General features: G+C 74.3%; 18 protein-coding genes. 3 read left to right on the top strand and 15 right to left on the bottom strand.

Annotated features, from left to right (window positions below):
* Positions 1–95: 95 nt before the first annotated feature.
* The 13 genes from VKZ81_RS08975 to VKZ81_RS08915 form a co-directional block, all read right to left on the bottom strand.
* On the bottom strand, positions 96–662 hold the full coding sequence (locus VKZ81_RS08975) for a TlpA family protein disulfide reductase (protein WP_324240986.1): 567 nt from the start codon (positions 660–662) through the stop codon (positions 96–98).
* Positions 659–1,294: a histidine phosphatase family protein gene (locus tag VKZ81_RS08970; RefSeq protein WP_324240985.1), complete on the bottom strand. Its 636-nt coding sequence runs from the start codon at positions 1,292–1,294 to the stop codon at positions 659–661. The genes VKZ81_RS08975 and VKZ81_RS08970 overlap by 4 nt, the downstream gene beginning before the upstream one ends.
* Positions 1,291–2,628 (bottom strand): glutamate-1-semialdehyde 2,1-aminomutase, encoded by a 1,338-nt coding sequence (gene hemL, locus VKZ81_RS08965; protein ID WP_414709348.1) that lies wholly within the window; start codon positions 2,626–2,628, stop codon positions 1,291–1,293. Before hemL ends, VKZ81_RS08970 begins: the two co-directional genes overlap by 4 nt.
* 63 nt (positions 2,629–2,691) lie before the next feature.
* Positions 2,692–3,582 (bottom strand): hypothetical protein, encoded by an 891-nt coding sequence (locus VKZ81_RS08960; RefSeq protein ID WP_324240983.1) that lies wholly within the window; start codon positions 3,580–3,582, stop codon positions 2,692–2,694.
* 43 nt (positions 3,583–3,625) lie between these two features.
* On the bottom strand, positions 3,626–4,123 hold the full coding sequence (locus VKZ81_RS08955; RefSeq protein WP_324240982.1) for a DUF4282 domain-containing protein: 498 nt from the start codon (positions 4,121–4,123) through the stop codon (positions 3,626–3,628).
* A gap of 93 nt (positions 4,124–4,216) precedes the next feature.
* On the bottom strand, positions 4,217–5,188 hold the full coding sequence (gene hemB / locus VKZ81_RS08950) for a porphobilinogen synthase (protein ID WP_324240981.1): 972 nt from the start codon (positions 5,186–5,188) through the stop codon (positions 4,217–4,219).
* A 97-nt stretch (positions 5,189–5,285) separates the two neighbouring features.
* Entirely contained in the window at positions 5,286–6,824 is a 1,539-nt protein-coding gene (locus VKZ81_RS08945) for a bifunctional uroporphyrinogen-III C-methyltransferase/uroporphyrinogen-III synthase (RefSeq protein ID WP_324240980.1), read from the bottom strand.
* Complete coding sequence (hemC, locus tag VKZ81_RS08940; RefSeq protein WP_324240979.1) at positions 6,821–7,768, bottom strand: hydroxymethylbilane synthase; 948 nt, start codon at positions 7,766–7,768, stop codon at positions 6,821–6,823. The genes VKZ81_RS08945 and hemC overlap by 4 nt, the downstream gene beginning before the upstream one ends.
* Positions 7,765–9,129: a glutamyl-tRNA reductase gene (locus VKZ81_RS08935; protein ID WP_324240978.1), complete on the bottom strand. Its 1,365-nt coding sequence runs from the start codon at positions 9,127–9,129 to the stop codon at positions 7,765–7,767. The genes hemC and VKZ81_RS08935 overlap by 4 nt, the downstream gene beginning before the upstream one ends.
* Positions 9,126–9,884 (bottom strand): redox-sensing transcriptional repressor Rex, encoded by a 759-nt coding sequence (locus tag VKZ81_RS08930; RefSeq protein ID WP_414709344.1) that lies wholly within the window; start codon positions 9,882–9,884, stop codon positions 9,126–9,128. The genes VKZ81_RS08935 and VKZ81_RS08930 overlap by 4 nt, the downstream gene beginning before the upstream one ends.
* A gap of 442 nt (positions 9,885–10,326) precedes the next feature.
* The gene (locus VKZ81_RS08925; protein ID WP_324240977.1) at positions 10,327–11,892 is read right to left on the bottom strand and encodes a molybdopterin-dependent oxidoreductase; all 1,566 of its coding nucleotides are present in this window, start codon (positions 11,890–11,892) and stop codon (positions 10,327–10,329) included.
* Positions 11,893–11,966: 74 nt separating this feature from the next.
* Positions 11,967–12,206: a glutaredoxin family protein gene (locus tag VKZ81_RS08920; protein WP_324240976.1), complete on the bottom strand. Its 240-nt coding sequence runs from the start codon at positions 12,204–12,206 to the stop codon at positions 11,967–11,969.
* Entirely contained in the window at positions 12,203–13,768 is a 1,566-nt protein-coding gene (locus VKZ81_RS08915) for an AMP-binding protein (RefSeq protein WP_324240975.1), read from the bottom strand. The genes VKZ81_RS08920 and VKZ81_RS08915 overlap by 4 nt, the downstream gene beginning before the upstream one ends.
* A gap of 484 nt (positions 13,769–14,252) precedes the next feature.
* Here VKZ81_RS08915 and VKZ81_RS08910 point away from each other — a divergent pair, with 484 nt between their 5' ends.
* The 3 genes from VKZ81_RS08910 (at position 14,253) to VKZ81_RS08900 (ending at position 17,607) form a co-directional block, all read left to right on the top strand.
* Positions 14,253–14,957, top strand: a complete 705-nt coding sequence (locus tag VKZ81_RS08910) for a sigma-70 family RNA polymerase sigma factor (protein WP_324240974.1) — start codon at positions 14,253–14,255, stop codon at positions 14,955–14,957.
* 184 nt (positions 14,958–15,141) lie between these two features.
* The gene (locus VKZ81_RS08905) at positions 15,142–16,497 is read left to right on the top strand and encodes a DUF5667 domain-containing protein (protein WP_324240973.1); all 1,356 of its coding nucleotides are present in this window, start codon (positions 15,142–15,144) and stop codon (positions 16,495–16,497) included.
* A 159-nt stretch (positions 16,498–16,656) separates the two neighbouring features.
* Positions 16,657–17,607 carry an HAD family hydrolase gene (locus VKZ81_RS08900; protein ID WP_324240972.1) on the top strand — a complete coding sequence of 317 codons (951 nt, stop codon included), beginning with the start codon at positions 16,657–16,659 and terminating at the stop codon, positions 17,605–17,607.
* 11 nt (positions 17,608–17,618) lie between these two features.
* Here the strand turns inward: VKZ81_RS08900 and VKZ81_RS08895 are convergent, their stop codons facing one another.
* Both VKZ81_RS08895 and VKZ81_RS08890 read right to left on the bottom strand, forming a co-directional pair.
* Positions 17,619–18,566, bottom strand: coding sequence for a lysophospholipid acyltransferase family protein (locus tag VKZ81_RS08895; RefSeq protein ID WP_324240971.1), 948 nt, complete (start codon positions 18,564–18,566; stop codon positions 17,619–17,621).
* Between the two features lie 108 nt (positions 18,567–18,674).
* Positions 18,675–19,712: an NAD-dependent epimerase/dehydratase family protein gene (locus tag VKZ81_RS08890; RefSeq protein WP_324240970.1), complete on the bottom strand. Its 1,038-nt coding sequence runs from the start codon at positions 19,710–19,712 to the stop codon at positions 18,675–18,677.
* Positions 19,713–19,815: the final 103 nt, after the last annotated feature.

Here is a 19,815-nt window from a genome sequence, read left to right as displayed (position 1 = left end):
GCCAACACCCAGGCCGCGACTCGCCGACACCCAGAGCGCGACTCGCCCACAGCGAGAGCGCGACTCGCGCGCACTCGCAGCGCGGCTCGCCGGGGTCAGGGTTCGGCCTGCAGGCGCTGGACCAGCGGCATCAGCTCCGGCACGCGGACCGCCGTCAGGAAGACCGCCGCCACCCGGTGCTGCTTGTCGAAGACGATCGTGGAGGGGACCACGTTGCGCGGGTAGCCGCTCAACGCGGCGAGCGCGCGGCCGGGCGGGTCGAAGATCGACTCGAACGTGATGCCCCGGTTGCGGACGAAGTCGAGCGCGTCGGCGCGGGAGTCCCGGACGTCCAGCCCGAGCACCACGGCCTCGGAGTTGTCGTGCACGTACTGCAGGCCGGGCATCTCCTCCCGGCACGGCCCGCACCACGACCCCCAGATGTTGAGCACGACGACCTGGCCGGGGTAGTCGTCCAAGCCGACCGTGGCGGCCTCGCGCAGCAGGCTCTCCCCCGAGATGCCGCCGACGGTGCCGCGGCTCTCCGGCGGGTCGTAGAAGATCGTGGTCTGCCCGCCCGGCGCGACGAACTGGAACTCCCCTCCGGTGGCCACCGCCTCCTGCGTGGCCGAGCAGCCCGCCAGCAGCAGCGCGGCGAGCACCGCGGCGAGCAGCCGGATCATGCGCCCGTCTGCCTCGGGTCGCTGGACCCGGCGGGCTCGGTGTAGCGGAGCTGCGTGAGCTCGGTGCCGGTGAACACGAGCGAGGTGAGCGAGGCCAGGGCGCACTGCCTGCGCCGCGGGTCGTGCCACAGCCGCTGCCGCGTGAGGTAGCGGCGCAGCGTCCAGATCGGCAGCTGGTGCGACACGCACACCGCCTCGTGCCCCTCGGCGAGCTCGCGCGCCCGCTGGACGGCGGCGTACATGCGGTGCGCGATCTGCAGGTACGGCTCGCCCCAGGACGGGGTGAACGGGTCGCGCAGCAGCAGCCAGTGGCGGGGGCTGCGCAGCGCACCGCCCCCGACCGAGACGGTGAGCCCCTCGAACCGGTTGTCCGCCTCGATCAGGCGGTCGTCCACGAGCACCTCGAGCCCGTGCTCGGCCGCGACCGGGGCCGCGGTCTCCTGCGCCCGCTCCAGCGGCGAGGCCAGCACCGCGGTCACGTCGGCGTCGGCGAGGAACTTGGCGACGATCTCCGCCTGGTCGCGGCCGCGCTCCGACAGGTGGTAGCCGGGGAGCCGGCCGTAGAGGATCCCCCTCGGGTTGAGCACCTCGCCGTGGCGCAGCAGGTGGACGATCGTGCGCGGAGCCGTCATCGCCCGGCCTCGGCGGGCGGGGTCGCGGCGGCCGCGGCCCGCGCGGCCGCCGGCAGCGCGTCGGCGATCACCTGCCAGGTGTCGTCGTCGAGCGCGGCGGAGACGAACCAGGCCTCGAACGCGCTCGGCGGCGGGTAGACGCCCCGGTCGAGCAGGGCGTGGAAGAACGCCGGGAACCGCCAGGTCTGCGCGGCCTGGGCGCCCGCGTAGTCGTGCACCTCGTCCTCGGTGAAGAACACCGACAGCAGGTTGCCCGCGTACTGGACGCGGTGCGGCACGCCCTCCGCGCTCAGGGCCTCGTCGATCAGCCCGCCCAGCCGGGCCGCGTTGGCGTCGAGCGCGGCGTACACGTCGGCGTCCGCGTGACGCAGGGTGGCGAGCCCGGCCGCGACGGCGACGGGGTTCCCCGACAGCGTGCCCGCCTGGTAGACCGGCCCGGCCGGGGCGAGGTGGCTCATGTGGGCGGCGGGACCGCCGAACGCCGCCGCGGGCAGGCCCCCGGACATGACCTTGCCGAACGTGTAGAGGTCGCCGGCGACGCCGTCCAGCCCGTACCACCCGGACGGCGACACCCGGAACCCGGTCATCACCTCGTCGATCACGAGCAGAGCGCCCGCCTCGTGGCAGATGTCGCGCAGGCCCTCGTTGAAGCCGGGGCGCGGGGGGATCGCGCCCATGTTGCCCGCGGCCGCCTCGGTGATCACGCAGGCGATCTCGCTGCCGCGCTCGGCGAACACCGCGCGCACCGCGTCGAGGTCGTTGTAGGGGAGCACGATCGTGTCGGCCGCCTGGGCGCCGGTGACGCCGGGGCTGGTCGGCAGGCCGAACGTGGCCACCCCGGAGCCGGCCTGGGCGAGCAGGGCGTCCACGTGCCCGTGGTAGCAGCCTGCGAACTTGACCACGACGCGGCGCCCGGTGATGCCGCGGGCGAGCCGGATCGCGCTCATCGTGGCCTCGGTGCCGGAGTTGACCAGCCGCACCTGCTCGACGGGCTCGACGCGCCCGATGATCTCCTCGGCGAGCTCGACCTCGGTCGGCGTCGGCGCCCCGAACGACAGGCCGTGGGTGGCGGCCTCCCGCACCGCCTCGACGACGGCGGGGTGCGCGTGCCCGAGGATCATCGGGCCCCACGAGCTGACGAGGTCGACGTAGCGGTTGCCGTCGGCGTCGGTGAGCCACGGGCCGGACGCGGACACGAAGAACCGCGGCGTGCCCCCGACCGCGGCGAACGCCCGGACCGGGGAGTTCACCCCGCCGGGGATGGCGGCGCACGCCCGATCGAACAGGCGGCGCGAGGTCTCGGTGCGGGCAGCGGCCTCCTGGCCGGACGGGATCGGCGAGCTAGCCACGAGAGCCAGTCTCACATCTCCGCGCGCGGGCGTGCGCCCCGGGACGCCCTACCGCTGGGAGAACCAGCGGCTGGGCTCGGGGAGGAAGGCGATGACCGTGCCGCCGACCGACGCCGCCACGACGAGCAGGACGAACAACAGGGTTGCGCCGTCGCTGCCCGCCCCGGCGAACATGCCCAGCAGCAACAGCAGCGTGAACCCGGCCGTCATGATCGTCAGGACGATCCGCGCCCAGTTGCGGCCCATGAACATCAGCACCGCGAACAGCACGTAGAGCAACGCGAGCACGAGCATGACGGCCGCGAAGCCGCGCATGGCCGACAGGGCCGCCTCCGCCGTGATGCCCGCCTGCTCGAACTGCTGCTCGTACTCCGGGGGGATCGCGTTCGCGTCCAGCGGCAACAGCAGCAGCGCCGCCCCGGCGAGGACGAACGGCAGCGCGCTCAGGATCAGCAGGACCAGCGACACGACCATCAGGCCCGGGCGGGAGACCGGGCCGCGGTCCTCGGAGCGGAGGCCGGCGACGTCGCCGCCGTACGGGGCGCCCGGGTACTGGCCGGGCTGCTGGCCGTAGGGGTTGTACTGGGGCCCGCCGTACTGGCCCGGCTGTGCGCCGTACTGCCCGTACTGCTGCGTCGGTTGGGCGTAGGGGTTGTACTGCGGCGCCTGGCCGTAGCCCGGCGTGGGTTGCTGGCCCTGCTGCGCGTAGGGCTGCTGGCCGTACTGGCCGGGCTGACCGTACTGGGGTTGCTGCCCGTACTGGGGCCCGCCGTACTGCCCCTGCTGGGGGTACGGCGGCTGCTGCGCGTACTGGCCGGGCTGGCCGTACTGCTGCTGCCCCGCAGCGGGCTGCTGCCCCGACCCTTCGCTCGGCGGAGCGGCACCCGACTGGTCATCGGGCTGGTTGCCCCCGTTGCGGGGGTCGGAGGGTGTGCTCACGGCGTCACCGTAGGTCCGTCCGTCCAAGGCTGTCCACGTGCCCTCAGTCCTTGCGGTGGTGGATGTCCTCGCTCATCCGGACCAGCGCGTAGTAGAACTCGAGCGTCACCCTGAACATGATCAGGGCGAACAGCGCGAAGACCCCGCCGACCACCAGCGCCAGCAGCCCCGGGCCCACCCCCTGGGCGAACCCGCCGATGAGGGCGCCGATGTAGAACAGGCCGATCAGGATCATCCCCACGATGTAGAGGATCTTGACGACGGCCGGGGTGGCGAAGGTGTTGAAGTCGAAGTCGAACAGCGCCGCGAACGGGCTGTTGCTCTGCCCCTGCGGGCCACCGATGGGCTGCCCGGGCGGCGGGGGCGGGCCGAACCCACCGGGCTGACCCGGCTGACCGGGCTGGGCCGGCGGGTAGCCGCCCCACGCGGGCGGAGGCTGCTGCTGCCCGAAGCCGCTCGGGTAGGGAGGCGGCTGCTGCCCGCCCTGCCAACCTTGCTGGCCGGGCTGGTACTCACCGGGTGCGCCCGGGTCGTTGCTCATCGCGGTCCTCCACCCTGATCAATGGGGCCGTGATCGTAACCCTTGCCGTCGCACCGCGAACCCACCCCGCTGGGATGAGCGGTTTCGAACCGGTCACAGCCGGGTCGCGACCTCCGTGGCCCAGTACGTGAGGACGATGTCGGCGCCCGCCCTGCGGATACCCGTGAGGGTCTCGAGGATCGCGCGGTCGCGCTCGATCCAGCCGTTCGCGGCGGCCGCCTCGATCATCGCGTACTCGCCGGAGACCTGGTACGCGGCCACCGGGACGTCGGACGCCTCCGCGACGGCGCGCACCACGTCGAGGTAGGCCATGGCCGGCTTGACCATGACGACGTCGGCGCCCTCCTCGAGGTCGAGGGCGAGCTCGCGCAGCGCCTCGCGCACGTTGGCGCCGTCCTGCTGGTAGGTCTTGCGGTCGCCGGTGAGCTGCGACTCGACGGCCTCCCGGAACGGTCCGTAGAACGCGGAGGTGTACTTCGCGGTGTAGGCGAGGATGCCGGCGTCGGTGTGGCCGGCGGCGTCGAGCGCCTCCCGGATCGCCCCGACCTGGCCGTCCATCATCCCGCTGGGACCGACCACGTGGGCGCCCGCCTCGACCTGCGCCACGGCCATCCGGGCGTAGACGGCGAGCGTGGCGTCGTTGTCCACCCGGCCCCGGTCGTCGAGCACGCCGCAGTGGCCGTGGTCGGTGAACTCGTCCAGGCAGGTGTCGGCCATCACGACCGTGGCGTCGCCCACCTCGGCACGCACGTCGCGCAGCGCGACGTTGAGCACGCCGTCCGGGTCGACGGCCCCCGAGCCGGTGGCGTCGTGCCGCTCCGGCACGCCGAACAGCATCAGCCCGCCGACGCCCGCCTCGACCGCCTCGACCGCGGCCTTGCGCAGCGAGTCACGGGTGTGCTGCACGACGCCCGGCATGGACGGGATGGGCACCGGCTCGGTGGCGCCCTCCTTGACGAACATCGGCAGCACCAGGTGCCGCGGCCGCAGGTCCGTCTCGGCGACGAGCCTGCGCACCGCCGGGGTGCTGCGCAACCGCCGGGGCCGGTGGGTGGGGAACGCCATGGGCCCAGCCTACGACCGGCCCTCGCCGCCCCCGCTCGCAGCAGAGCCACCTTCCCGCAACGCGCTTGCCGGAAGGTGGCTCTGCTGCACATCCGCCTCAGCGGCGGCGGGCCTTCACCTTCCGCGGCGGCGGGAGGGCACCCTCGGCGCGCAGCTTCGCCGCGTGCGCCGCGAGCGCGTCGACCAGCAGCGGGACCCGCGGCTCCGGCGGCTGCACGTCGACCCGCAGGCCGAACTCGCGCGCCGTCTCGGCGGTCTGCGGACCGATGCACGCCACGATCGTGCGGGCGTGCGGCTTGCCCGCGATGCCCACGAGGTTGCGCACCGTGGACGACGAGGTGAAGCACACAGCGTCGAACCCGCCGGTCTTGATGGCCTCGCGGATCGGGGCGGGCGGCGGCGCGGCGCGCACCGTGCGGTACGCGGTGACGTCGTCGATCTCCCAGCCGCGCTCGCGCAGGCCGGCGGCGAGGGTCTCGGTGGCGATGTCGGCGCGCGGCAGCAGCACGCGGTCGACCGGGTCGAGCACGTCGTCGTAGGGCGGGAAGATCTTCAGAAGGCCCTCGGACGAGGACTCCTGGCCCTCGTCGATCGACGGCACGAGCTCGGGGTTGATGCCGAAGCTGCGCACCTTCTCCGCGGTGGCCTGGCCGACGCAAGCGATCTTGACCCCGGAGAACGCCCTGGCGTCGAGCCCGAACTCGCCGAACTTCTCCCACACCGCGCGCACGGCGTTCGTGGAGGTGAACACCACCCACTGGTAGCGGCCGTCGACGAGGCCCTTCACCGCCCGCTCCATCTGCGTGGGCGAGCGCGGCGGCTCGACGGCGATGGTGGGCACCTCCTCGGCGGTGGCGCCGTGGATCGCGAGGCGCTCCGTCATGGCGCCCGCCTGGTCCTTGGTGCGCGGCACGAGAACGCGCCAGCCGTAGAGCGCCCGCGACTCCCACCACGACAGCTCGGCGCGCAGGCCGACCTCGGCGCCCACGGTGACCACGAGCGGGCCCTCGAGCTCGGCGGCGTCGGTGGCCACGGTGGCGAGCGTGCTCTGGACGGTCTTCTGCGTGGTGCGGGTGCCGTTCACGGTGACGGCGACGGGCGTCTGCGCAGGTACCCCGTGCTCGGTGAGCGAGGAGGACATCTCGGCCAGGTTCGCCGCGGTGGCGTGCAGCACGAAGGTGCCCGGCGCGGCGGCGAGCCGCGGCCAGTCGACGCCCGCGCGCACGTCGGCCTCCACGTGCGCCGCGCCCAGCGGCACCCCGGCGTAGGTGGGGACCGCGGTGCCCGCGGGCACGCCCGGCACGACGTCGAACGGCACCTTGGCCGCGGCCACCGCGATGGCCTCCTGCACGACCGAGTCGGTGGTGAACGGGTCGCCGCTGACCAGACGCGTGACGCTGCGGCCGGACTGCACCTCGTTGACGAGTTCCTTCGCGACGTCGTTCGGCGCGCCGACGGCCGGGCGCACCTCGGCGCCGTCGGCGACGAGCGCGAGCACCTGGTCCGGGACGTCCGAGTCCGTGATGACGAGCGGTGCGCTCGCGAGGGCCTCCCGCGCGCGAACGGTCAGCAGGCCGGGATCGCCGGGGCCGCTGCCCACGAAGGCGACCCGTCCCGGGTTGGGCGTAGGTGTCATCTCGGAACTCCCGATCCAGCGTTTCTCGGAAGGGCGTCGAGGCCCCCCATGTCGAGCAGCTCCGCGGCCAGCGCCGCGCCGAGCTTCTCGGCGTCGTCCATGTCTCCGGTGACGGAGGCGCGCAGCAACGCCCCGTCGATCGTGCCCACCACCGCTCGCAGGGAGAGGCGGTCCACGACCTTGCCGTCGTCGTCCAGGTCGGAGACGACGTCGGCCAGCGCCCCGACCGGGGCGCTGCAGCCCGCCTCGAGGGTGGCCAGCACCGCGCGCTCGGCGACCACCGCGGCCCGGGTGGGCGCGTCCTCGAGGACCGCGGCCAGCACCTCGCCGATCCCGGTGTCGTCCGAGCGGCACTCCACCGCCAGCGCACCCTGGGCGGGCGCGGGCAGCATCTGCAGCGGGTCGAGCAGCTCGGTGGCCTCGCCGAGCCGGCCGAGCCGTGACAGCCCGGCGGCCGCGAGCACCACGCCGTCCAGCTCGCCCGAGCGGACCTTGCCCACCCGCGTGTCGACGTTGCCGCGGATCGCGACGACCTCGAGCCCGAGGCCCAGCGCATCGAGCTGCGCGATGCGCCGCGGCGAACCGGTGCCGATCCGGGCCCCGGGCGGGAGCTCCCCGAGCACGAGGCCGTCGCGGGCCACCAGCGCGTCGCGCGGGTCCTCCCGGGCCGGGACGGCCGCGATGCGCAGCCGCGGGTCGGGGGCGGTGGGCAGGTCCTTGTAGGAGTGCACGGCGACGTCGACGTCGCCGCGCGCCAGCGCATCCCGCAGCGCCGACACGAACACCCCGACGCCGAGCTGCGCGACGGGTGCCGACGATCGGTCGCCGGATGTGCTGATCCCCACCAGCTCGCACTCGTGGCCCGCCGCTCGCAGCCGGTCGGCGACGATTCCGGTCTGGGCCATCGCGAGCGCGCTCGGCCGGGTGCCGATACGCAGCTTCATGCGTCCTGCCCCTCGTGGGATTCGGTGCGGGACTCCAGCGAGGCGAGCACGTCGCCGCTGCGCTGGACGGCCACCGCGTTCGGCGTCTGCGGGTCGAGCTCGAACAGCGCCCGCAGCGCGGCCGCGTAGCTGTCGCCGTCCGGCCCCTCGGCCAGCTTCTTGATCTGCACGGTGGGGGTGTGCAGGAGCTTGTCGACCACCCGGCGGATGCTGCGGTTGAACTCCTCGCGCACCTTCGGCTCGAGGCCGGGCAGCCGGGAGTCGAGCCGCAGCAGCTCGGCGTCGATCACCTCGGACGCGCGCCTGCGCAGCGCGGTGACGGTGGGGGTGACCTCGGCGGAGCGCTGGGCCGCCAGGTAGGCCTGCGCCTCCTCGGCCACGAGCTCCTGCGCCGCCGCGACGGCGGCGCCCCGATCGCCGTCGGCGAGCCTGCGCTGCAGGGTGGCCAGGTCGACCACCGAGACGCCCGGCAGCGCGCCGACGCGCGGGTCGACGTCGCGGGGCAGGCCCAGGTCGACGATCGCGAGCGGCCGCCCGTCCCGCCGCGCGACGGCGCCGGCCACCGGGTCGAGCTCGACGACGGTGCCGACGGCGCCGGTGCACGCGACCATCAGGTCGGCGGCGACCAGCTCGTCGGCCAGCGCGTCCAACGCCCCGGCGCGCGCGGCGGTGCCCTGCGCGGCGGTGTTCTCGGCCAGCCGCTCGGCGCGATCGGCCGACCGGTTGAGCACCACGATCTCGGCGACCCCCGCCCGCCGCAGGTGGGCGGCCGCGAGCGCGCCCATGGCGCCCGCCCCGACCACGACGGCGCGCCTGCCGGCGAGCCCGTCGAGCTGGGTGGTGGCGTCGGCGAGGGCCTCGGAGACGACGGAGGCGCCCGCGGCGTCGATGCCGGTGCTCGCGTGCACCCGCTTGCCGACGCGCAGCGCCTGCTGGGCGAGCTCGTGCAGGGCCCGCCCCACCGTGCCGGCCTCGTCGGCCGCCGCGTACGCGGTGCGCAGCTGCCCGAGGATCTGGGCCTCGCCGACCACCATCGAGTCGAGCCCGGCGGCCACCGCGAACAGGTGCTGCACGGCCGAGCCCGCGTAGTGCACGAACACGTGCTCGGTGAGCTCGGTGAGCGACATCCCCGAGTGCCGCGCGAGCACCGCGGAGACGTCGGCCAGGCCGCCGTGGAACGCGTCGACCACGGCGACGACCTCGATGCGGTTGCACGTCGACAGCAGCATGGCCTCGGACACGTGCTGGCCGCGCAGCAGCTCCTCGAGCAGCTTCGGGACCTCGTCCGCGCCGACGGCGGCGCGCTCGAGCACGTGCACCGGCGCGCTGCGGTGCGACAGACCCACGACGAGCACGGTCATTCGGTGAACCTCCCCGCCCCGTTGACGGGATGCCCGTTCACGGAGGCGTTCGCGGCGGTGGCCTGCTGCTCGGCGGCGGCCACGTTCTTGCGGGCCACGTGGAAGGCGAGGATCTGCAGCTCGACCGCGAGGTCGACCTTGCGGACCTCCACCTCCTCGGGCACCTGCAGCACGACCGGGGCGAAGTTGAGGATGCAGCGCACGCCGGCCTCGACGAACAGGTCGCACACGCTCTGGGCGGCCGACGCGGGCGTGGCGATCATCCCGATCGTGACGCCGCGCGCCGGGCAGACCTCGGGGATCGCCCTGACGTGTTCGACGAGGATGCCGTTGATGTGGATGCCGACCAGGTCGGGGTCGACGTCGAACAGCGCGGTGACCGGGAAGCCGCGGCCGCTGAAGCCGCTGTAGCCCGCCAGCGCGTGGCCGAGGTTGCCGATGCCGACGAGCGCGACGGCCTGGCGGTGGTTGAGCCCGAGCGTGCGCTCCAGCTGCTGCACCAGCGCCGCGACCTCGTAGCCGACGCCGCGGATGCCGTAGGAGCCGATGTAGGACAGGTCCTTGCGCAGCTTCGCCGGGTTGACGCCGGTGGCGGCGGCGAGCTCGTCGCTGGACACCGTCTCGGCGCCCTCCTCCGCGAGCTCGCCCAGCTTGCGGAGGTAGACCGCGAGCCGGGCGACGCTGGCCTCGGGGATCGACCGCAGCCGGGCGGGCGATTCCTCGGAGCCGGCATGCGGCGGCTTCGTCACGCTCACGTCTCCTCGATGCTGCTGTGCCCGGTACTGCCTGCGCGGACGGCGCGGCCGCCTCGCCAGGTGGATTCGAGTCGAATAACCCGGGTACGGGTGTTGACTGCGACGGGATAACACGGTAGTCGCTTGTGAAGGCACGCACAAAGTCGCGATCTTGAACCCGGAGGCCCCCGCACGGCCCGCGCGGCCCGCCTCGACCGATGGTCGTCCCACGCCTGCCGCTCGTCGCGTGCTCGAGGCCCGTTCCCGGCACGGGCGGGCGCCGTCGTCGACCCCACGGCGAAGACCTCGGAGATCTCGGTCACGCCGTTTCGGAGGGGGCGGAACCCGAGGTCACGGGCGCCATCCCCGCCGCGGGGGACCCGGCGCGCGGGCCCGCCGCGGGGCCGGTGCGGTGATCGATCGACGATCGGCCGTTCCTCGCCGTCGAACGGCCGCCGAGGGGTCAGAAGGCGGAGAAGGAGACGTCCGGATAGCCGGTGGCGCCGTCCGGCACGGGGTCGGCCTCCAGCTCGGTCTGCACCACGCCGTCGGCCGACGTCGCGCGGCACCGCACCGAGTGGCCGCCGGGGGCGACGTCGAGCTCGGTGCGCCACATCCGCCAGGTGTCGCCGCTCACCTCCGTGGCGAGCTCGGCGTCCTGCCATGGCCCGCCGTCCAGGCTCACCTCGACCCGGGCGATCCCGGCGGGCTGCGACCACGCGATCCCCGCGACGACCACCCGGCCCGCGGGCACCTGGGCGAAGCCGCGCGGGTGGTCGATGCGCGACTGGGTCTTGATCGGCGCCCGCTGCGCCCACCCGCGCCGCAGCCAGTAGCCGTCCTTCGCGGCGAACGTGGTGAGCTCCAGGTCGGTGATCCACTTCGTGGCGGAGACGTAGCCGTACAGGCCGGGCACGACCATCCGCACCGGGAAGCCGTGCTCGAGCGGCAGCGCCTCGCCGTTCATGCCCACGGCGAGCATCGCCCCGCGGTCCGGCTCCAGCAGCACGTCGACGGGCGTGCCGGTGTACCAGCCGTCGACGCTCGTGGCGAAGGCCTGGTCGGCGCCGGGCAGCACGCCCACCTCGAGCAGCAGGTCGCGCAGGTCGACCCCCGTGAACACCGCGGTGGAGATCAGGTCGCCGCCCACGGGGTTGGACACGCAGGTGAGCGTGACCGGGCGCTCGACGAGCGGCCGGGCCATCAGGTCGTCGAAGGTCAGCGTGCGCTCGCTGCGGACCATCCCGTGGATGCGCAGCGACCAGTCCTGCGGCGCCACCACGGGGACGCGCAGCGCGGTGTCGATGCGGTAGAAGTCGCGGTTCGGCGTGAGGAAGGTCGGCGTGCCCGACTCCGGGAAGGCGGCCGACGCCGGGATCGCCGGTGCCCGCTCGACGGGCCGGGCGGCCGCGAGCCGTGCCGTGACCCGCCCCCGCAGATCCGCGGGTCCGCGGGCGAGCCACGCCCCGGCGGCCCCGCCCGCGAGCGAGGCGACGCCCACCGCCGTCGCCGCCCGCACCACGACCGCCCGCCGGCCGGGGTCGGCGGGACCGTCGCCCCGGACGGCCCCGGCGGCGAGCCCGTGCAGCCACCGGGCCACCGCCACCCCGACCACCAGCGCGGCCGTCGGCGCGAGGACGTCCAGCGGCGAGAAGGACGGCGCGAACATCACCGCCCCCAGCCCGAGCGCGCCGAGGACGACCACCGTCCCGACGAGGGCGCCGGGCTGCCTGCGCGACGCGAGGCCCGCGACCGCCGCGACGCCGGCGAGCACCACCGCGATCCCCGCCAGCAGCACCGGCTTGTCGGCCGTGCCGAACGCCGCCTTCGCGAACTCGACGAGCCACTGCGGCGCCAGCCGCACCACCGCGTCCCCGACGGCGACGAACGGCGACGAGGCGGGCCCGACGACGCCCGCCACCAGCTGCCCGGCCGCGACGGCCGCGCCGACGGCCAGCACTCCGCCCAGCGCGGCCCAGCCCCGTGGGATCGGCTCGGCGCGGGTCGGGGCCTCCGTGGTGGTGCTCACCGGACCAGTCTCGCCCCGCACGGCGCGGGCGGATGTGACGATCCGAGGACGGCTCGGCTCGGCTCGCCCGTGGGTCAGGCCAGCGCCGCGCGGAGCCGGTCCTCCTCCACCCGCCAGAAGCCGTGCTCCCGCCCGTCGACCTCGATCACCGGCACCCGGTCGCCGTACTCCGCGCGCAGGTCGGGGTCCGAGTCGACGTCGACGCTGGTCCAGCCCACCCCGACGTCGGCGCAGATCCGCGCGACCTCGGCCTCGGCCTCGGCGCACAGCCCGCAACCCTCCCGCGTGTAGACCGTGACCCGCGGCGCGCTCACGACCGCACCGCCAGCAGGCGCCGCGCCACCTTGCCGGTGGGGGTGCGCGGCAGCGCGTCGGTGAACTCGATCAGCGAAGGCACCTTGAACCGGGCCAGCCGCTCCGCGCAGTGCACGCGCACCTGCTCCTCGGACAGCTGCTCGCCCTCGCGGCGCACCAGCACCGCCTTCACCGCCTCGCCGGTCTCGTCGTCGGGCACGCCGACGACCGCGGCCTCGGCCACCGCGGGCAGCTCCGCGAGCACCGCCTCCACCTCGCGCGGGTAGACGTTGAACCCGTTGACGATCACGAGGTCGGACGAGCGGTCGACCAGGTGCAGGTCGCCGTCGTGGTCGAGGAAGCCGACGTCGGCGGTGCGGAACCAGCCGTCGGCGTCCGGCCCGCCCGAACCGTCGGGCCAGTAACCGGAGAACAGGTTGGGCCCTCGAACGGCCACGAGGCCCGTGTCCTGCGCCGGGTCGGAGACGTCCTCGTCGATGTCCTCCGGGTCGGGCTCGGAGACCACGTCGAGCGGGCGGCCCTCGGCGTCCACCAGCCGCAGCTCGACGCCGGGCAGCGCGCGCCCGACCGACCCGGGCTTCGGCGGGCTGCCGAGCGGGTTCATCGTGAGCACCGGCCCCGCCTCGGTGAGGCCGTACCCCTCGTAGATCGGCAGCCCGGTGACCTCGCGGAACTGCTCCAGCCACTCCGGCGGCAGGGGCGCCCCGCCCGACGTGCACAGCCGCAGGCCCGCGGTGGCTGCGCGCAGCTGGTCGGGCGGCAGCTCCAGCAGCGCCCGGAACATCGACGGCACCCCGGCCACGCCGCTCACCCGGTGCCGCACGAGCACCTCGGCGACGTGGGCGGGGTCGAAGCGCTCGGTGAGCACGACGGTGGCCCCCGCCCAGCAGGCCTGCAGGAGCCCCGCGCAGAGGCCGAAGACGTGGAACAGCGGGATGGACAGCAGCACCCGGTCGACGGGGATCACCGGCGCCGGACGCAGGGCCGCGGCCTGCTCGCGGTTGGCGAGCACGGCCCGGTGCGACAGCCGCACGCCCCGCGGGTGCCCCGTGGTGCCGGACGTGTAGACGAGGAGGGCGATGTCCTCGCCGCCGCCGACCGCCGCCTCGGCGGGCCGGTCCGGGCCGGGGTGGAGCTGCGGCGGCGGCAGCAGGGCGGCCCCGCGCGGCGGCCCGCAGCGGTGCGCCGCCTCGTCACCCTCCGCAGCGACGACGACCGCCGGGGTGCAGTCGTCGAGCACGATCTCCAGCTCCCGCGCGACCGCCACCGGGCCGAACGGGACGCACACCGCCCCCGCGCGCACCGCGCCCAGCACCGAGACGCAGAACGCGGCGCCGTTGCCGAGCCGCACGAGCACGCGCTCGCCCGGCCGGGCACCGGCCTCGCGCAGGCGGGCGGCCTCCGCGCTGACCGCGGCGTCGAACTCCGCCCAGGTCAGCGTGGTCCCGCCGGTAACGTCGACGATCGCGGCCTGGTCGGGCGTGGCCCGCGCCGCCCGGGCGACCAGATCGGCCAGGTGGTGCGGGGTCCCGTCCTGCGGGCTGCCGCTGTGGCTGTCCACGGTTCTCCCAAGGGTCTTCCGCCGAGCTGGATGGCCTCGCCCGCGAGTCTGGCACGAACCGGGTGGCGCGGCGGCCCCGACGCTCGGCGCTCCGGTCTTCCGCGACGACACGCGGGAGCGGTGACACTGACCGCGCGTAGTCGGCCGCTCACCGGAACGCGGGCGCGGCGAGCGGTGGTGCGTGCTCCGCCACACCTGGCCGCCCGTATGCTCCGCCGCTACAGCCAACTCAACGGCCGACCCACGAGATCGTCGCGAAGCTCACCCGAGGGAGTGGCATGCTGCCTGTCGCCGCCGGCGCACCGCGGGCCGACCCGACGGACGCCTGTGCGTTGCGCAGACGCTCGGCACGGCGTCCCGAAGACGGACGTACCGACCACCGACCCGGTCCCAGGGCCCGCCGGGAGCCATGACCCGTCCCGCGCGACAGCCTCGGCTGCTCCCCACCGAGACCACCCGTACCCCGGCGGGTGAAGAGGTACAGATGCCCCCGACCACAGCTCCCCGCGTCGGTCCGCCCGGGCCGCCACCGCGCACGGGCGCCACCCGCCCGCCGCTCCCGCTCCCCCGCAGGCACAGCCCCGGCGAGCCCGCCCCGGAGGACCCGGCCGCGCGCGGGCGCGGGGCGGCGCAGCCCGACGAGAGCGCCGGTGCCTGGGCGCTGGTGAAGGCGGCGCAGGAAGGCGACATGGTCGCCTTCGGCGAACTGTTCGACCGCTACTACGACGTCGTCTTCCGGTACGTGCTCTTCCGCACCGGCGACCGCACCCTGGCCGAGGACCTCACCCAGGAGACCTTCGTCCGGGCCCTGCGCCGCATCTCGTCGGTCAGCTACCAGGGCAGGGACATCGGTGCGTGGTTCGTCACCATCGCGCGCAACCTGATCTTCGACCACGTGAAGTCCAGCCGGTACCGGCTGGAGCAGACCACGAGCGAGATCGTCGAGCTCTCCCCGAGCACGGGTGGCCCCGAGCAGGAGGTGCTGGACCTCGCCACGAACGACGAGCTGCTCCGCTGCGTCCGGAAGCTGAACCCCGACCAGCAGGAATGCATCCAGCTCCGCTTCTTGCAGGGCCTGTCCGTGGCCGAAACGGCCGAGATCATGGACCGCAACGAGGGCGCCGTCAAGGCCCTTCAGCACCGAGCGGTCCGACGGCTCGCCCAGCTGCTCCCGGAGGGCCTCCGATGATCCGCGGCGATATCGAACCGGCCGCCCACCGCGTTACAGGTGCGGCGAATGAACGACTCGATGCGGTGAACGGTCTTGGCACCGTAACCACTGCCCGCCCGGCTCGTTGTAGGGCTGAACGCCGCGCCGCGCACGCCCGCGGCACGGGTACTGACAGCGCAGGGATGCAGTGAGGACGGCCAACATGCCCGCCGGACAGGGCAAGGACGCAGAGCGGTTCGCCGCAGCCGTGGAGTCGGGGACACCCCTCGGCGCCGCGGACGACCCCGATCTCGCGCGGGATCTCGAGATCGTGGCCATGCTGCGGTCCCGGGGTGCGGCTTACGCGCCGGACCCGGAGGCGAAGGCCAGGGCCAAGCAACGCCTCATGGCGATGCTCGCGGCGGAGCAGGAGGGAACCCGACCGGCTCCCCGTCCCGCGCCGCAGGCGGATGCGGAGCTCACCGCGCCGCTCGGCCGGCTGGACGAGCGCGAGGACGTGGACCCGTCGGCGGAGACGGCGCTGATGGAGCCGGTCGCCGCGGACGCACCGGGCGGGGGCGAGCCGGACCAGGAGACCCTGGTCGAGCCGATCCCGCTGCACGGCAGGCGCGCGCGGCGCGCCCGGCACACGCTCGGCGGCCGGACCAAGCGGTCGGCGCCCGCCGGGCTGCGCGGGCGGGTCGTGTTCGTGGGGGCCGCTGCCGCCGCCGCGATGCTGGCGATCGCCAGCGGCGGGGTCCTCGCCAGCAGCAACGCGCTGCCGGGCGACACCCTCTACCCGGTCAAGCGGGTCGCCGAGTCCGCAGGGGTCGCCCTCACCTTCGATGAGGAGAGCCGCGCCCGCCGCCACCTGCAGATCGCCGCGACCCGGCTGTCCGAGGTGGAGCAGCTCGCCCGCAACGCGGAGCGACCGCCTGCGCCCGAGGTGTTCACCTCGGCCATGGACGACTTCGACGAGGCCACGAACGAGGGCTCGCAGCTGCTGCTGTCGGCCGCCGAGCAGGACCAGGCCGCGGCCGAGGACCTGCGCCGGTGGGCGGCCGAGCAGTCCGACAAGCTCGAGAAGCTCGAGCCGGAGCTGCCCCCGTCCGCCGACGCGGACACCTCGAGGCAGCTGCTCGAGCGGCTGCTCGGCCGGACCACGAGCCTGGACACCGAGGAGGACAACTCCCGGCGCACCGCGGGCGAGAGCGAGGACGAGTCCGACTCCGAGGACTCGGGTGGGAGCGACACCACGCGCGAGCCGGACGACGACGAGGAGGAGTCGTCGCCGAAGGACTCGAGCCGGACCAGCGAGCCGTCGCGCAGCTCCGAGCGCACCACGGACCGCGAGAACCCGCGGCTGCTGCCCGACCTCTCGCCGAACAAGGACGACGACGAGGACGAGAAGCCGAGCGGCACGGCGACGAAGGACGAGGACGGCGACGAGAAGAAGTCGGAGTCCGACTCCGACGACTCCGATGGCGGGGACGGCAACGTGTCCGTCCCGCTGCCGCTGCTGCCCCCGGTCACGCTGCCGCCGCTGCTGCCGGGCCTGCCGGGGATCACCATCGGCTGATCCGCACCGCCGTGAAGGCCGCCGCGGGGCGCTTCCCGCGGCGGCCTTTTCTCGTCGCCGGGGGCGTGACGGTTCGCAACCCGTCGGTCACCGAACCGGGCTCCTGCGTCTGCCGGGCGACAGTAGGCTGGGACGACGAAGACCCACGGAGGCCAGTAGGTGGTTGATCAAGAACCTCGCGAACCGCTGTCCCCCACCGGCTCGGGCGAGCTGAGCGGGGCCACCGAGACGCCGGGCGTTGTCGACTCCGCCACTGCCGCCGACCCGTCGGTCCGCGCGGGCGAGGCAGCGGCGGCAGCCGCGGTCGCCGCCGGCGACAGCGGGCCGGCCGACGTGCCGCCCACCGACCTCACCGCTGCCGCGTTCTTCGACGTCGACAACACGATGATGATCGGCGCGTCGATCTTCCACTTCGCGCGCGGGCTCGCGGCGCGGAAGTTCTTCACCACGGCCGACCTCATCGGGTTCGCGTGGCAGCAGCTGAAGTTCCGCATCGGGGGCAAGGAGACCGAGTACTCCACCACCACCGGCCGGGACACCGCGCTCTCGTTCGTCGCGGGCCGTTCGGTCGCCGAGATCACCGCGCTCGGCGAGGAGATCTACGACGAGCTGATGGCCGACCGGATCTGGGCGGGCACCCGCGCCCTCGCCCAGATGCACCTCGACGCGGGCCAGCGCGTCTGGCTGGTCACGGCCACGCCCGTCGAGCTGGCGCTCATCATCGCGCGCAGGCTGGGGCTCACCGGAGCGCTGGGCACGGTCGCCGAGAGCGTCGACGGTTACTACACGGGGCGGCTGGTCGGCGAGATCCTGCACGGCCCGGCGAAGGCCCACGCCGTGCGGGCGCTGGCCGCTACCGAGGGCCTCGACCTGCGCCGCTGCACCGCCTACTCCGACTCCGTCAACGACGTCCCGATGCTCTCGGCGGTCGGCACCGCCGTCGCCGTCAACCCCGACTCCGAGCTGCGCGACATCGCGAAGGAGCGCGGCTGGCAGATCCGCGACTTCCGCACCGGCCGGAAGGCGGCCAAGATCGGCGTGCCCTCGGTGCTGGGCGCGGGCGCCATCGCGGGCGCGGTCGCCGCGGGCCTCGCCGCCCGGAAGCGCTGATCCCGGCCGGGTCAGCCGAGGAACGTGCTGCGCCGCTGGCCGAGCAGCCGGTACAGGGTGTGCTGGATCGTCTCGCGCACCTGGTCGGTGAGGTTGAAGACGGCCATCGGGTCGTCCGCGTCCGCGGGATCGACCGCGTCGGTGCGGATCGGCTCGCCGAACTCGATGTACCACTTCGACGGCAGCGGCATGAGCCCCAGCGGCCCGAACAGCGGGAACAGCGGGGTGATCGGGAAGTACGGGGCGTTGAACAGCCGGGCGAGCGGCTTGATGTCGCCGATCTTGGGGTAGATCTCCTCGGCGCCGACGATCGCGCACGGGATGATCGGGACGCCGCAGCGCAGCGCGGCCGAGACGAAGCCACCGCGCCCGAACCGCTGCAGCTTGTACCGGTCGCGGAACGGCTTGCCGATCCCCTTGAACCCCTCCGGCCACACGCCGACGAGCTCACCGGAGGACAGGAGGCGCTCCGCGTCCGGCGAGCACGCGAGCGTGCTGCCCTGCTTGCGGGCGAGCGTGCCCACCACGGGCAGCCGGAACATCAGGTCGGCACCCAGCATCCGCAGGTGCCGCTGCGCGGGGTGGTCGTCGTGCAGCGCCACCATGGTCATCAAGGCGTCCAGCGGCAGCGTGCCCGAGTGGTTGGCGACGACGAGCGCGCCGCCTTCGGCGGGCACGTTGTCCATGCCGATGGTCTCCACCCGGAACCAGTTGCGGTACAGCGGCCGCAGCGCGGGCAGGATGACGTGCTCGGTGAGGTCGGGGTCGAACCCGAACTCGTCGACGGCGTAGTCGCCCTCCAGGCGCCTGCGCAGGAACGCCAGCAGGTCGGCGAGCGCCTCCTCCCACTGCGGCGGGGCGGTGTCCTCCCGCTCGGCGTCGCGCGGCTCGTCGTCCGCACCGTTCCACGACCCGCGGCGGTCGTCGGTGCGGAACGGGATCACCTGGGCTTCGGGCACGGTGGATCGCTCCTCCCCGGCCCGGGGGCCGTCAGGGCTGTGCGTGGCGCGGCGGCGGGGCGTCATCGCAGCATCCTCGGGTTGTCCTCGTGAACGGGTCGTCGGCCATCAGCGCAGGGCCCGCGCGGCGGTGAGCAGGCCCCGTTCCAGCACGGCGAACCGTTCGGGGTCCACCACGGGGCGCAGCCCGCGCCCGCGGACGAAGTCGTCGAACGCCTGTACGGTGGTCCAGCGCGGCGTGAAGCCGAACTGCGTGCGCAGCTTGGTGTTGTCCACCACGCGCCCGAAGTTGAGCAGCCGCATCTGCTCCGGGGAGAAGTCGACGAGCCGGGCGCTGCGGAACAGCCTGCCCACCGGCCCGACGATCGGGCTGGGGACCGGGATCGGCACCCGGCCGGCCCGCCGGATGGCCTGGGAGAGCAGCAGCACCCCGTCGGCGGCGACGTTGAAGACGCCCGGGATGTCCTCGCTCGCGGCCCGCTCGAGGACGGCGAGGCCGTCCTCCTCGTGCAGCAGCTGCACGCGCGCGTCGTAGCCGAGCACGACCGGCACGGCGGGCAGCGCGAAGTAGCGGGTGAAGACGGTGTCGATGCGCGGGCCGATGAAGTTCGCGAACCGCAGCGTCGTGACCGACACGTCCGGGCGCCTGCGGGCGAACCCGCGCAGGTAGCCCTCGATCTCCACCGCGTCCTTGGCGTACCCGCCCGACGGCAGGTCCTTCGGCGTCATCGTCTCGTCGAACAGCGCGGGGTCGCGCGGGCTCGACCCGTAGACGGCGGTGGTGGACTTGAGCACCATGCGCCGCACCGACGGCGCCTTCTGGCACGCCGCGAGCAGCTGCATCGTGCCGATGACGTTCATCTCCTTCATCGCCACCCGGCCGCCGGACGAGCCCGGGTTGGCCGAGAGCGACGCGTGGACGACGGTGTCGACGTTCGCGGTGGAGATGACCTTCGAGATCAGCGGGTTGCGGATGTCGGCGCGCACGAACTCCGCGCGGCCCATCCGGCGCAGCAGGTCGCGCGGCGGTGGCACCGTGTCCACGCCGAGGACCCGCTCGATGTCCGGGTTCTGCGCGAGTCGCGCAGCGAGGTGACCACCGAGGAACCGGCTGACCCCGGTGACGAGCACGACGGATGGCGGCACGGCCCTACCCCAGGAACGCGAACAGATGCGGCGAGTGACCGATGGTAGACCGCCCGCGGCTAAGACGTGGTCCCGAGTTCGCGGTGGTGAGCGGACGCACCGC

The sequence above is a fragment of the Pseudonocardia sp. genome (assembly GCF_035305885.1).
Taxonomy (GTDB): Bacteria; Actinomycetota; Actinomycetes; order Mycobacteriales; family Pseudonocardiaceae; genus Pseudonocardia.
This window is presented reverse-complemented; position numbering and strand designations above follow the sequence as displayed.